This window comes from Pseudomonas sp. BR20, assembly GCF_050780135.1.
Taxonomy (GTDB): domain Bacteria; phylum Pseudomonadota; class Gammaproteobacteria; order Pseudomonadales; family Pseudomonadaceae; genus Aquipseudomonas.
In genome coordinates, this window is the sequence record NZ_CP172012.1 from 185,966 (window position 1) to 199,133 (window position 13,168).

The window sequence follows — 13,168 nt, forward strand, 5'->3', positions numbered from 1 at the left end:
CAAACTCAAGATTTCAATGCTTCGGCAAGATTCGCGAGTTTGCCGCGAATCGAGCCATCGATAACCAGGTCGCCGGCGCGAATGACAACACCCCCAATGAGGGATGGGTCTTCCGCAACTTGCAGGCGCACTTCCCGGTCGAGTCGTGCACTGAGAACCTTGGCGAGTTTGTCTTGCTGTTCTTGGTTCAATGCAAAAGCACTGGTCACTTCAACGTCTACCGATTTCTCTTGCTCGGCCTTGTACAGGTCGAACAGAGCGGCAATCTCCGGCAAAAGCAGGAGACGGTCGTTTTCGGCGATGACATTGATGAAGTTCTGCACTTTCACATCAAACTTGTCGCCGCACACTTCAATAAAAGTGGCGGCCTTGTCTGCGCTCGTCAGTCGCGGGGCCTTGAGCACGCGCTGCATGGTGTCGTCTTGCGACACTGCTGCAGCCAGGCCGAGCATGGCTGACCAAGAGGCCAGCTGCTGGTGGGCCTGGGCGTGCTCGAAGGCTGCCTTAGCGTAAGGTCGGGCCAACGTGGTCAATTCTGCCATGATCGCCCTCGCTTAAATTTCAGCAGCCAGTTTGTTAACCAGCTCCGCGTGCGCGTTTTGATCAATTGTGGCACCCAGGATCTTCTCAGCACCGCCGACGGCCAGAGCACCCAATTGGGCACGCAGCGCATCTTTGACACCGTTCAGTTCCTGCTCGATCTCGGCTTGAGCCTGAACCTTCACACGGTCAGCGTCGATACGGGCTTTTTCAACAGCCTCTTCAACGATCTGGTTACCGCGTTTCTTGGCTTGCTCAATGATTTCGGCTGCTTGAGCTTTCGCTTCGCGCAGTTGCTGACCCGCTTTATCTTGGGCCAACTCCAGGTCGCGAGCTGCTCGTGCGGCAGCGTCCAGTCCATCCGCGATCTTCTTTTGACGTTCGTGCAAAGCCGCGATGACCGGAGGCCATACGAACTTCATGCAGAAAACGACAAAAATCAAGAACGCTAAGGACTGACCAATAATGGTTGCATTAATGTTCACGCCAATACCTCGCTCATTCGTTGCACAACACACCAATCACTCGAGAAACGAGTGATTAACCGGCGAGTTGACCAACGAAGGGGTTCGCGAAGGTGAAGAACAGAGCGATACCAACGCCGATCATGGTCACGGCGTCGAGCAGGCCGGCAACGATGAACATTTTAACTTGCAGCATTGGAACCATTTCTGGCTGACGCGCTGCGCCTTCCAGGAACTTGCCGCCCAGCAGGCCGAAACCAATGGCAGTACCCAGGGCGCCCAGGCCGATCAACAGTGCAACAGCGATAGCGGTTAGACCAACTACAGTTTCCATCTTTCCTCCCGACTTTTACGTCGTATGGTTTAGGTTTTTTAGATTTTAAAGCGGTAAAACAAATCGTTTCATAGCCCTGGTGGGCCACCTTCCCGTTTCACCGGGAAGGACATCAGACTAGTCGAGACTGGTCTTAATGGTTCTCTTCGTGCGCCATCGACAGGTAGACGATGGTCAGCATCATGAAGATGAAGGCCTGCAGGGTGATGATCAGGATGTGGAACACAGCCCACGCCCACTGCAGAACAATGCCCAGGCCGCTAAGCCAGAGCAGGCCGCTGCCGAACATCACAGCGATCAGAATGAACACCAGCTCGCCGGCATACATGTTGCCGAACAGTCGCAGGGCCAGGGAGATCGGCTTGGCGATCAGGGTGACGAATTCCAGCAGGAAGTTCACCGGGATCAGCAGGGCTTGAACGAAGATGTTCTTGCTGCCGAACGGGTGCAGGGTCAGTTCGCCGATGAAGCCGCCGATGCCCTTGATCTTGATGCTGTAGAAAATGATCAACGCAAATACCGACAGGGCCATGCCCAGGGTAGCGTTCGGGTCAGTGGTCGATACGGCACGGAATGGAATGTGCGGATCGCCGGAAATCGCCATGGCCAACTGAGGAATCCAGTCAACCGGGATCAGGTCGACAGCGTTCATCAGGAACACCCAGACGAAGATGGTCAGTGCCAGCGGTGCAATTACCGGGCTACGGCCATGGAAGCTGTCTTTCACGCTGCCATCGACGAATTCGACCAATACTTCAACGAAGTTCTGCAAAGCACCTGGCTGACCGGAAGTTGCCTTCTTTGCCGCCATGCGGAAAATCAGGACGAAGATCAGACCCAAAGCGACCGACCAGCCCAGAGTATCCAGGTGGAAAGCCCAGAAGCCCATTTCTTTGGCCTCTGCTGCGGAGTGGGCAAAGCCCCAGCCGCCGTTGGGAAGCTGACCGAAGGTCAGGTTCTGCAAGTGGTGCTGGATATAGCCCGAAGCGGTTGTTTCTGCCATGGTTGCCTCAAACGCCCTAAGGTTTCGAAAGTCTTGTTTTCATTAGCAGGGGAGCGAACCAGCTGACCAGTTGGGTCAACACGAAGACGCCGAATACAGCCAGCGACGCCAATGGCTTCACACCTGCAAAGGTCAGTGCAAACAGCACTGCCGTCAAAATCAGTTTCCCCGCCTCGCCGGCATAAAAAGACCGGACGATAGCCTGGGCTGCTCGGGCGCCGGAAAACCGAAAGGCCCTGTGAGCAAAATACATATTGGGCAGCAAGGCTATCAGGCCTCCGCAAAGTCCTGAATATCCGGCTACGACTCCATGCCAGTACCAAAGCGCCAACGCGGCGATCAGCAAAATGACAAATTGAGCCAATAAAACCGGAAAAACAGCCAAGCGATGGAAGGGCAACGTGTTTGGCGTGCGGGTTTCCATCACTCTTGCTCCTCAATAGTCGGCTGCCGGAAATCAATAACTTGGCATAATTTGTGCCGACAAAATGCGCGCAGAGTATAGGGGCGGTTCTGCCCCTATTCAACTGCCGGGTAGTGATTTCCGATCACGCGCTACATAAGCAAATGTTTCAGCGGATGTGGGCAAGGACGCCCTGAAGCTCATCAAGGGAGTTATATCCGATGACCAATTGTCCTTTGCCTTTCTTGCCGTGGCGTATTTGTACCGCAGAGCCCAGGCGCTCGGCCAGGCGCTGCTCCAGGCGCGCAATATCCGGATCAGGTTTGGCCGCTTCGACCGGTGCAGGTTTGCCGCTGAGCCACTGGCGAACCAGGGCCTCGGTCTGACGAACGGTGAGCCCTCGTGCGACAACGTGTCGCGCCCCTTCAACCTGTTGATTTTCCGGTAAACCGAGCAAAGCACGGGCGTGACCCATCTCCAGGTCGCCATGGGACAACATGGTCTTGATGACTTCCGGCAGCGCGATCAGGCGCAGCAAGTTGGACACGGTGACACGGGATTTACCCACGGCCTCGGCGACCTGTTGCTGGGTCAGCTGGAACTCCTGCTGCAAACGCTGCAGGGCGATCGCTTCTTCGATCGGGTTGAGGTCTTCACGCTGGATGTTCTCGATCAACGCCATGGCGATGGCGGTTTCATCCGTTACATCGCGCACCATCGCCGGGATGGTGTCCTTACCGGCCTGCTGGCTGGCGCGCCAGCGGCGTTCACCGGCGATGATTTCAAAGCGGCCGCCGCCGATCGGGCGAACCACAATCGGCTGCATCACGCCCTGGGCCTTGATCGAATTGGCCAGTTCTTCCAGCGCCTGGGGATCCATGTCCCGGCGTGGCTGGTATTTGCCGCGCTGGATCAGGTCCAGGGGCAGGTGCTGCAGCTCACGTTCGTCAGCCTGCACCGCCTGTTCTTCAAGCGATGTGACGGTCGGACCACTCAACAGTGCATCCAGTCCACGTCCGAGACCTCGTTTCTTGACGGCCATGGGGATTCCTTAAGTTGGCTGGGCTGCAGCGGTGCGTGAGTTGCGGCGTTGACGACGAACCATCTCGCCGGCCAATGCCAGGTAGGCAATGGCACCACGCGAAGTCTTGTCGTACGCCAACGCCGGCATGCCATAGCTCGGCGCTTCGGCCAAGCGGATGTTACGTGGGATCACCGTGTCGTACAGCTGCTCGCCAAAGTGTTCCTTGAGCTGGGCCGACACATCGTTCATCAGGCTCAGGCGCGGGTCGAACATGGTGCGCAGCAGGCCTTCGATCTGCAGGTTCGGGTTGAGCAACTCGGCGATACGCTTGATGTTATCCACAAGGTCGCTCAACCCTTCCAGCGCGTAGTACTCGCACTGCATGGGAATAATCACCCCATCGGCCGCCACCAGTGCGTTAAGCGTGAGCATCGACAGCGACGGTGGACAGTCGATCAAAATGTAGTCGTAGTTCTCGCGGATCGGTGCCAAAGCGCTGCGCAGACGGCTCTCCTTCATCTGCATTTCCAGCAGCACCACTTCCGCCGCAGTCAAATCGCGGTTGGCCGGCAGCAGTTGATAACCGCCATGCTCGGAGTAGTGCATTGCCTGGGCCAGGTCACACTCGCCAATCAGCAAGTCGTAGACCGAGTTTTCCAAGCCGTGTTTATCCACACCGCTACCCATGGTGGCGTTGCCCTGTGGATCGAGATCGATCAACAGCACCCGGCGCTTGGTGGCGACCAGGGATGCTGCGAGGTTGATGCAGGTGGTGGTTTTGCCCACGCCACCTTTCTGGTTCGCTATCGCGAATACCTTAGCCATTCTTGCTTGTGTTCCCAATCATGCCGTGCGGCGCAGTATCAGCAGATGGCGTTGGCCTTGGCAACCGGGTACGGCCAAGGCGTGTTCGCTATCGAGGTGGAAGTCTGCCGGCAATGCTAACAGCTCATCGCTTGGATGGACGCCCTTCATTGCCAGCCAGCGGGTGTCGCGGTCGCCCAGGTGACGGGTCCAGTTGCTGAAGTTCTCCATGCTGCTGAACGCCCGGGAAACAATTCCGTTGAAGGGCAGTTCAGGCGTGAAGGCTTCGACGCGACTGTGGATAACTTGCAGGTTATCCAGCTTGAGCTCAAGTTTGACTTGGGTCAGGAAACGAGTTTTCTTGCCGTTGCTGTCCAGGCAGGTCACTTGCGACTCGGGAAACAGAATAGCCAGTGGAATGCCGGGCATACCGCCACCACTGCCCACGTCAAGCCAACGACCGTTTTCGATAAATGGCATCACGCTCAGGCTGTCGAGCAAGTGACGGGAAACCATTTCGTCGGGATCACGCACGGCCGTCAGGTTGTAAGCCTTGTTCCATTTGATCAACAGGGCCAGGTAACCCAACAGCAAATCGTGCTGGGCTTCGGTCAAGTCCACGCCCAACTGGCGCGCACCTGTGGATAACTCTTCGGCGTGTTGCGAGGTGACCAACGAACTCAAGCGCTTTGCTCCAACTGACGGCCCGCGCCGCGTTTTTTCAAGTGAATCATCAACAGCGAAATGGCTGCCGGGGTGACGCCGGGGATACGTGAAGCCTGGCCGAGCGTTTCGGGGCGAGTTATCCCCAGCTTGCTTTGGATTTCTTTCGACAATCCGGAAATGCCGGTGTAGTCGATATCCACAGGCAGCTTGGTGTCTTCACTGGCGCGCAGACGAGCGATCTCGTCCTGCTGGCGGTCAATGTAACCGGCGTACTTGGTTTTGATTTCGACCTGCTCGGCAACCTGTGGATCATCTGCGCCGCCGCCGGTCACTTCGACCAGACCCGCGTAATCGATCTCCGGGCGGGACAGCAGGTTCAGCAGGTTGTACTCGTGGGTCAGCGGCGTGCCGAATTTTTCCGAGATCGCATCGCCCTGCTGGGTGCCCGGGCGAACCCAGGTACTTTTCAGGCGTTGCTCTTCGAGCTCGATGCTTTCGCGTTTTTTGCAGAAGGCGGCCCAACGGGCATCGTCGACCAGGCCCAGTTCACGACCTTTTTCGGTCAGGCGCAGGTCGGCGTTGTCTTCGCGCAGGATCAGGCGATATTCCGCTCGGGAAGTAAACATCCGATACGGTTCCTGGGTTCCCAGGGTAATCAGGTCATCGACCAACACGCCGATATACGCTTCATCGCGACGCGGGCACCAGCTGTCTTTGCCCTGTGCACGCAATGCGGCGTTGGTCCCGGCCAGCAAACCTTGGGCGCCGGCTTCTTCGTAACCGGTGGTGCCGTTGATTTGGCCAGCGAAGAACAGACCGCCGATCACTTTGGTTTCCAGGCTGTACTTCAGGTCACGCGGGTCGAAGTAGTCGTATTCGATGGCGTAGCCCGGACGCACGATGTGTGCGTTTTCCATGCCGCGAATCGATTGCACGATCTGGATTTGCACATCGAACGGCAGGGAAGTGGAAATCCCGTTTGGGTACAACTCGTGGGTGGTCAGCCCTTCAGGCTCGATGAAGACCTGGTGGCTTTCCTTGTCGGCAAAGCGGTGGATCTTGTCTTCGATCGACGGGCAGTAACGCGGGCCAATCCCTTCGATCACCCCGGAGTACATCGGCGAACGGTCGAGGTTCGCGGCAATGATTTCGTGAGTGCGGGCGTTGGTGTGGGTAATCCAGCAGCTCACCTGTTTGGGGTGTTGCTCCTTGGAACCCATGAACGACATCACCGGAATCGGTGTGTCGCCGGCTTGTTCGGTCATCACCGAAAAATCCACGGAACGTCCGTCAATACGCGGCGGGGTCCCGGTTTTCAGGCGACCTACGCGCAGCGGCAATTCGCGCAGGCGTTTTGCCAAGGCAATCGACGGCGGATCACCGGCACGGCCACCCGAATAGTTCTGCATACCGATGTGGATAAGTCCGCCGAGGAACGTACCGGTGGTCAACACCACGGATTCTGCGAAGAAACGCAGGCCCATTTGGGTGACAACACCGCGAACCACGTCCTGTTCGACGATCAAGTCATCGGCGGCTTGCTGAAATATCCACAGGTTGGGCTGGTTTTCCAGGGTTTCGCGGACCGCGGCCTTGTACAGGATGCGGTCTGCCTGGGCCCGAGTGGCACGCACGGCCGGGCCTTTGCGGCTGTTGAGCACGCGAAATTGAATACCACCCTTGTCGGTGGCCTCGGCCATCACGCCACCGAGGGCATCGATTTCCTTGACCAGATGGCTTTTGCCGATCCCACCAATGGCAGGGTTGCAACTCATGGCACCGAGGGTTTCCACGTTATGCGTCAACAACAGGGTTTTTACGCCCATGCGTGCTGACGCCAGTGCTGCCTCGGTACCGGCATGACCGCCGCCGATGACGATCACTTCAAAACGGGAAGGGAAATCCACCACGCACCTCGTGCCTGCTTATGTAGGTAATCAGGAGTTGTTTGTTGAAAGGGTTTTGGAGCTTTGGCGGCAAGTATAGGGACTTCGCCCTTCCTAAAGAACCCTTTGCACAAAATTTAACCAGCTGTGGATGAATCACAGACAATAGAAATTAAAAGAGAGAAAGTTATTAAATCTTTGTTTTTATGTTTATTTCTACTGAGCACGTTTTCTGTGGATAGATCTCTACAGGCCTTTATTTACAATGTGTACATAGATTCAAAAGTCTGTGGTCATGTGCCAATGAGGCCCTTGGATAAGTGCTTTAAGCCTGTGGATTAAACAGGAGGTTATCCACAGAGGGTTTTTTACTCAGGTTTCAAGCCCTGTTATCAACTGGGCACAGGGGCGGTTATTCACAGGGCTTAATCCACAGAACTCCGTGCAATGGTGTGAATTTCGCCCACGATGAAGCCCACCGAATCTTTCTATTGGGGGGAAGCACGTCAAAAAAGAGATCTATTGTGAGAAAACAGCGAGGCAGTTAATAATAGCGATTATCATTAACCTACCTTGTCATGGCCTATGTCCCCTTCTTCACACACGGCTGCGGTTCAGAACATCTACGAGCAGCACCATTCCTGGTTGCACGGGTGGCTCAAAGGTAAGTTGCATAACGCCTGCGATGCAGCCGATGTGGCGCACGATACGTTCGTGCGCATTTTGGGTGGGCGGCATGCGGCGCAGATTGTTGAACCGCGTGACTACCTGGCGACCATCGCCAGGGGCCTGGTGATTGATCGTTATCGCCGGCATGGCATCGAGCAGGCCTACAAGCAAACCTTGGCCGAACGGCCTGAAACCACAGCCATCAGTGAAGAAGACAAGGCCATCATTATCGAGACGCTGGTGGCTGTGGATAAAGCTCTGTCCGGACTCGGCGAGCGAGCGCGACGGATCTTCCTGTTGTCGCAGATCGAGGGGCTGACTTATCAACAGATCGCCGATCAACTGCAGGTGTCGCTGACCACGGTGAAGAAGCACATGATCCGTGCATTGACTGAATGCTCGCTGATCGTGGCCAGCCTGTAATGGCCGCCCCCGATCGCAAGACCTTCGAGGCCGCTGCTAACTGGTATGTACAGTTTCAATCCCAAACGCCTACGGCCGCTGAACGCCTTGCCTGGCAACAATGGCTCAACGGCGATCCGTCCCATCAGGCGGCATGGAACCAGATGGAGCAATTGCAGCGCAGTCTCGGCGCCCTGCCCCAGGATTTCACCCGCCGGGCATTGTCGACTACGCAACAACGTCGTCAGGTGTTGAAGTGGATGTTGGTAATGGGCGGTACCGGGTGCCTGGGCTGGAATGTTCAGCAACACACCTCCCTGGGTAATGTATGGGCCGACTACCGGACGTCTGTGGGTGAGCGCCGGCGCGTCGTATTGGCTGACGGCACACGGATTGATCTGAATACCAGCACGGCGATTGACGTGATATTCGATGGGCGCCAACGTTTGATCCGGCTGCGTGAAGGTGAAGTACTTATCCACACCGGGAAGTTGGGCGGGCAGACGCCCTTTTATGTCGAAACCCGCCAAGGCAGAGTCCAGGCACTGGGTACACGGTTTACAGTGCGCCAGTTGCCGGATTCCACACGTGTCGGTGTTCTGGAGGATCGCGTAAGTGTGTCCCCTGGTGACCAGCCCGGCCATGCTCGACTGCTCGGTGCCGGTGAAAGCGCTGACTTTGATCGTCAAAACGTGGGGCTTGACCACACGTATAGCGGGTCCCACGCAGCCTGGGTCGATGGCCAACTGATCGTATTGGATGCTCGCCTCGGGGATGTGATCGAAGACCTTGCCCGCTACCGTCCCGGTGTCCTGAAATGCGACTTGGCTTGTGCACGTCTACGTGTTTCCGGGACCTTCCGCCTGGATTCCACCGATGCGGTACTGGCGAATCTGCAGGCAACCTTGCCTATTCAGGTGAAATACTTCACTCGCTATTGGGTTTCGGTGAAGCGAATCGCTTGATCGCAAAAATATCCTCACAAGGGGTTATCTTTTTTTTACCTGACACGGCCCTAAAGGTAATCACGACGCCACCTTCAGGGCTTATCCACCTATGCGCCTTCACACCAAGCTCCGCCAGCGACTTTCCTACCACGGTATGACGTGCAGCCTGCTGCTCGGCACGGCAGCCACAGCCGGTGTTTTGCTATCCAGTGACGCCATGGCCGCCAGCGCGGTGCAGCATTACGTCATTGCGGCCGGTCCCCTGGACAATGCCTTGAGCCAATTTGCCGCCAGGGCGAATGTGATTCTGTCTTTCTCGCCCCAGCAAACCGCGCGCTTGAACACCACCGGGCTGGAAGGTGACTATTCGGTTGAGCAAGGTTTTGCACTGTTGCTGCAGAACTCGGGGTTACAAGCTGTAGTCCAGGCGCCTGGCAGTTATGTCCTGCAGACTATTCCTACAGGGCAACTCACGCTCGCGCCCACCACAGTCAGCACTTATCAACAGGTGGGGTTCAATCAAGAGATTGCCGGGGATGTGGGCTACAAAGCGCAAAACAGCCGTATCGGTACCAAGACCAGCACGCCTCTGTCGGAAACACCGCGTTCGGTATCGGTCGTCACCGGCCAGCGCATCAAAGACCAGAAGTCGCAGACCCTGACTGAAGTATTGGGTTACGTGCCAGGTATCTTCGCACCGCCCTTTGCTGCTGGCGACGGTCTTGCGGGGGACTTGTTCTTCATCCGCGGTTTCAATGCCACGGATTACGGCTACGGCCTGCTGCGAGATGGCCTGCGCGTACAAGGCAATCGGTACGACACCACCAGTGAGCCCTATGGCCTGGAGCGGGTCGAAATCTTTCGTGGGCCTTCTTCCCTGCTGTACGGTGAAAACGCGCCTGGCGGTTTAGTGAACTTGGTGAGCAAACATCCGACTGCCACGCCGCAAGGTGAAGTGCAGCTCGGTTATGGCTCGAATAATCGGCGTCAGTTGGGTGTGGATATCTCTGGTCCACTCAACGACAGCGGCAACATCCTTGGCCGGGTTGTGATGCTTGGCCGCAAGTCTGACACGCAGACTGACCATGTTCCTGATGATCGCCTGTATATCGCGCCTTCACTGACGCTGAATTTCGACGATTTCAATACGCTCACGTTGTTGGCCAATTACCAAAAGGACCACACCAATCTCGAACTTGGCCTACCCGCTGCGGGGACCTTGCTTACAAATCCGAACGGAAAGCTGTCCAAGCACACCATGCTCGGCGACCCGGACTGGAATACGTTCGAACGTGAAGCCTGGAGCAGCGGATACGAATTCAGCCACAGCTTCAATGATGAGTGGCAGTTCCGCCAGAACTCGCGGTACATGCAATCGCGCATCAACCGTCACGAAACCTGGCCGAGCACATTGAACAATGGCGGTTTCGGCACCCAACTGAACATGACCGCCTACGACCGCTACAACAAGTCAATGGTGTACTCCCTGGATAACCAGTTGGAAGGAAAATTCCAGGTCGGGGGCCTGGAAAATACGGTGCTGTTCGGCGCCAGTTATGACCGAACCTCGTTCAACCAGGATTGGGACGCAGGCTTCGCCGGCACCATCAATGTGTATAACCCCGTGTACCTGCGTGAACCGCTTACCCCGGTGGCTGTGCAAAACACCTTGCTCGAGCAGCAGATGAAAGGTGTTTATGCACAAATCCAGAGCAAGTATGACCACTGGTTGTTCCTGCTGGGCGGCCGCCAGGACTGGGTCGACAGTGATTTCCGCGACAAGGTCAACAAAGCCAGCAACACCGGCTCCGAAGACCGCAAGTTTACCTACCAGGGCGGGGTGATGTACCAGTTCGACAACGGCCTGACGCCGTACGTCAGCTACTCCACAGCATTTGTGCCTGTACAGCAGATCTCCAACGCCGGTTCACCGTTGAAGCCGATCACCAGCAGTCAGTACGAAGTGGGTGTGAAGTACGAGCCGGTCGGCTGGGATACAGCGATGACTCTGTCGGTGTATGACTTGCGCAAGGAAGACGACACCTACCTCGACGCCACCACCAACAGCTACCGCCAGGTGGGCGAAAGCCGGGCCAAAGGTGCCGAGGTCGAGGTGAACAGCAATATCACGCCCAACCTGAATGTGACCGCAGCCTACACCTACACTGACGCTCGTATTACCAAGGACTCGGCTACCTCGCTGGTTGAGGGGCATCAGATGACGGGGGTTCCGCGCAACCAGGCCTCGGCGTGGGGCAAGTACCGCTTCCTCGATGGCCAACTCAAGGGGTTGTCCCTGGGCGGCGGTGTGCGCTATTTCGACAGTACGTTTTCTTACACCCAGCCCAGCCTGTACGGAAAGCTGGATGCTGGGAGCGTCACTCTGGTGGACGCAGCCGTCGGCTATCAGATCGACAAGCACTGGTCAGTGGACGTGAACGCCAAGAATCTGTTCGACAAGGAGTATGTTTCTGGCTGCAACGACGCGGGCCGCTGCTATTGGGGTGACAGTCGTACACTGCTTGGGACTGTTTCGTACAACTGGTGAAGGATGAAGGCCTGAAGAATCAAAATATTCTTCAGGCCTTCATCGCGGGCAAGCCAGCTCCTACTTGCCGATACAGAAGCTGGAGAAGATCCGTCCCAGCAGATCATCCGAGCTGAACGCGCCGGTGATTTCTCCCAACAGCTGCTGCGCCTGACGCAAGTCCTCAGCCAACAGCTCACCAGCCCCCGCCAAGGTCAATTGAGCCCGACCGTGCTCCAACGCTGCACTTGCGTGACGCAGCGCCTCCAGATGCCTGCGACGTGCACTGAAGCTGCTTTCCGAGGTCTGCTCGTACCCCATGCAGGCCTTGAGGTGGTCGCGCAGCAACTCCAGTCCATCACCGGCCGATTTCGCACTCAGGCTGATGGTGACATGGCCATCCTCGCTGGTTTCCATCGCTATGGCTTCACCGGTCAGGTCAGCCTTATTCCGAATCAAGGTGACTTTGGACGGGTCAGGCCGTTGCTCAAGGAATTCCGGCCACAGTGCGAATGGATCTACAGCTTCCGGCGCCGTGGCATCTACCACCAGCAACACACGGTCCGCCTCACTGATAGCCTTGAGCGCACGCTCGACGCCGATCTTTTCCACCTGGTCGTCGGTGTCGCGTAAACCCGCGGTGTCGACCACGTGCAACGGCATGCCATCAATGTGGATATGTTCACGCAAAATGTCCCGGGTAGTACCGGCAATCTCGGTGACGATGGCAGCTTCTCGACCCGCCAGAGCGTTCAGCAGGCTGGATTTGCCGGCATTGGGGCGCCCAGCGATCACCACCGTCATGCCGTCGCGCAGCAACGCGCCCTGCCCGGCTTCACGCAGGACTGTGGATAATTCATCGCGAACTTTATCCAGCATCGCCAATACATGGCCATCGGCAAGGAAGTCGATTTCCTCTTCAGGAAAATCAATCGCCGCCTCGACGTAGATGCGCAGGCTTATCAACTGTTCGGTCAAGTTATGCACACGCAGGGAAAAAGCGCCCTGCAAAGAGCGCAATGCGTTGCGTGCTGCCTGTGCAGAACTGGCCTCGATCAAGTCGGCAATTGCTTCAGCCTGTGCCAGGTCGAGCTTGTCGTTAAGGAATGCCCGCTCACTGAATTCTCCAGGACGAGCCAGGCGGCAACCCAATTGCAGGCAGCGCTGCAGCAACATATCCAGAACGATTGGGCCGCCATGCCCCTGCAATTCCAGTACGTCTTCACCCGTGAAGGAGTTGGGGCCCGGGAAATACAGGGCCAGGCCTTCGTCCAATACTTCTTCATCAGAGCCCAGGAACGGGCCGTAATGGGCATAGCGTGGCTTTAACTCTCTCCCGCTGATGGCCTTCGCGGCAATGCCGGCGAGCGGTCCGGAAATACGAACGATACCGACGCCGCCGCGACCCTGAGCGGTAGCGACAGCAGCGATGGTTTCACGAGTAGCGCTCATCAGCAGGTTCCAGAATAAAAATGACGGAAAGCAAAACGCCCCACTAG

The 13,168-nt window shown here is 56.8% G+C and carries 13 protein-coding genes; 3 read left to right on the plus strand and 10 right to left on the minus strand.

The genetic code is table 11. The annotated features are described in order from the left end of the window. Window positions 1–5: 5 nt before the first annotated feature. The 9 genes from ACHPFG_RS00810 to mnmG form a co-directional block, all read right to left on the minus strand. Window positions 6–542: a F0F1 ATP synthase subunit delta gene (locus ACHPFG_RS00810; protein ID WP_053127454.1), complete on the minus strand. Its 537-nt coding sequence runs from the start codon at window positions 540–542 to the stop codon at window positions 6–8. Window positions 543–554: 12 nt separating this feature from the next. Then, the gene (locus ACHPFG_RS00815; protein ID WP_008439543.1) at window positions 555–1,025 is read right to left on the minus strand and encodes a F0F1 ATP synthase subunit B; all 471 of its coding nucleotides are present in this window, start codon (window positions 1,023–1,025) and stop codon (window positions 555–557) included. 55 nt (window positions 1,026–1,080) lie between these two features. Continuing rightward, window positions 1,081–1,338: a F0F1 ATP synthase subunit C gene (gene atpE / locus ACHPFG_RS00820; protein WP_002555987.1), complete on the minus strand. Its 258-nt coding sequence runs from the start codon at window positions 1,336–1,338 to the stop codon at window positions 1,081–1,083. Window positions 1,339–1,471: 133 nt separating this feature from the next. Beyond that, complete coding sequence (gene atpB, locus ACHPFG_RS00825; RefSeq protein ID WP_017736231.1) at window positions 1,472–2,341, minus strand: F0F1 ATP synthase subunit A; 870 nt, start codon at window positions 2,339–2,341, stop codon at window positions 1,472–1,474. A 16-nt stretch (window positions 2,342–2,357) separates the two neighbouring features. Further along, window positions 2,358–2,765, minus strand: a complete 408-nt coding sequence (locus ACHPFG_RS00830) for a F0F1 ATP synthase subunit I (protein ID WP_431701346.1) — start codon at window positions 2,763–2,765, stop codon at window positions 2,358–2,360. A 148-nt stretch (window positions 2,766–2,913) separates the two neighbouring features. Beyond that, window positions 2,914–3,786 (minus strand): ParB/RepB/Spo0J family partition protein, encoded by an 873-nt coding sequence (locus ACHPFG_RS00835; RefSeq protein WP_131699633.1) that lies wholly within the window; start codon window positions 3,784–3,786, stop codon window positions 2,914–2,916. Between the two features lie 9 nt (window positions 3,787–3,795). Then, window positions 3,796–4,593, minus strand: coding sequence for a ParA family protein (locus tag ACHPFG_RS00840; protein WP_015886651.1), 798 nt, complete (start codon window positions 4,591–4,593; stop codon window positions 3,796–3,798). Window positions 4,594–4,611: 18 nt separating this feature from the next. Then, window positions 4,612–5,256, minus strand: coding sequence for a 16S rRNA (guanine(527)-N(7))-methyltransferase RsmG (rsmG, locus tag ACHPFG_RS00845; protein WP_065926803.1), 645 nt, complete (start codon window positions 5,254–5,256; stop codon window positions 4,612–4,614). Continuing rightward, the gene (gene mnmG, locus ACHPFG_RS00850) at window positions 5,253–7,145 is read right to left on the minus strand and encodes a tRNA uridine-5-carboxymethylaminomethyl(34) synthesis enzyme MnmG (RefSeq protein WP_431701347.1); all 1,893 of its coding nucleotides are present in this window, start codon (window positions 7,143–7,145) and stop codon (window positions 5,253–5,255) included. Before mnmG ends, rsmG begins: the two co-directional genes overlap by 4 nt. 564 nt (window positions 7,146–7,709) lie before the next feature. Between mnmG and ACHPFG_RS00855 the strand changes: the two genes are divergently transcribed. The 3 genes from ACHPFG_RS00855 to ACHPFG_RS00865 all read left to right on the plus strand — a co-directional run bounded on the left by ACHPFG_RS00855 (window position 7,710) and on the right by ACHPFG_RS00865 (window position 11,690). Further along, window positions 7,710–8,216 (plus strand): sigma-70 family RNA polymerase sigma factor, encoded by a 507-nt coding sequence (locus ACHPFG_RS00855; RefSeq protein WP_145338378.1) that lies wholly within the window; start codon window positions 7,710–7,712, stop codon window positions 8,214–8,216. After that, the gene (locus ACHPFG_RS00860; RefSeq protein ID WP_431701348.1) at window positions 8,216–9,160 is read left to right on the plus strand and encodes a FecR domain-containing protein; all 945 of its coding nucleotides are present in this window, start codon (window positions 8,216–8,218) and stop codon (window positions 9,158–9,160) included. The genes ACHPFG_RS00855 and ACHPFG_RS00860 overlap by 1 nt, the downstream gene beginning before the upstream one ends. A gap of 91 nt (window positions 9,161–9,251) precedes the next feature. Beyond that, complete coding sequence (locus ACHPFG_RS00865; protein ID WP_431701349.1) at window positions 9,252–11,690, plus strand: TonB-dependent siderophore receptor; 2,439 nt, start codon at window positions 9,252–9,254, stop codon at window positions 11,688–11,690. 60 nt (window positions 11,691–11,750) lie between these two features. Here ACHPFG_RS00865 and mnmE read toward each other — a convergent pair whose 3' ends face one another. After that, window positions 11,751–13,121: a tRNA uridine-5-carboxymethylaminomethyl(34) synthesis GTPase MnmE gene (mnmE, locus tag ACHPFG_RS00870; RefSeq protein WP_131699629.1), complete on the minus strand. Its 1,371-nt coding sequence runs from the start codon at window positions 13,119–13,121 to the stop codon at window positions 11,751–11,753. Between the last annotated feature and the right edge of the window lie 47 nt (window positions 13,122–13,168).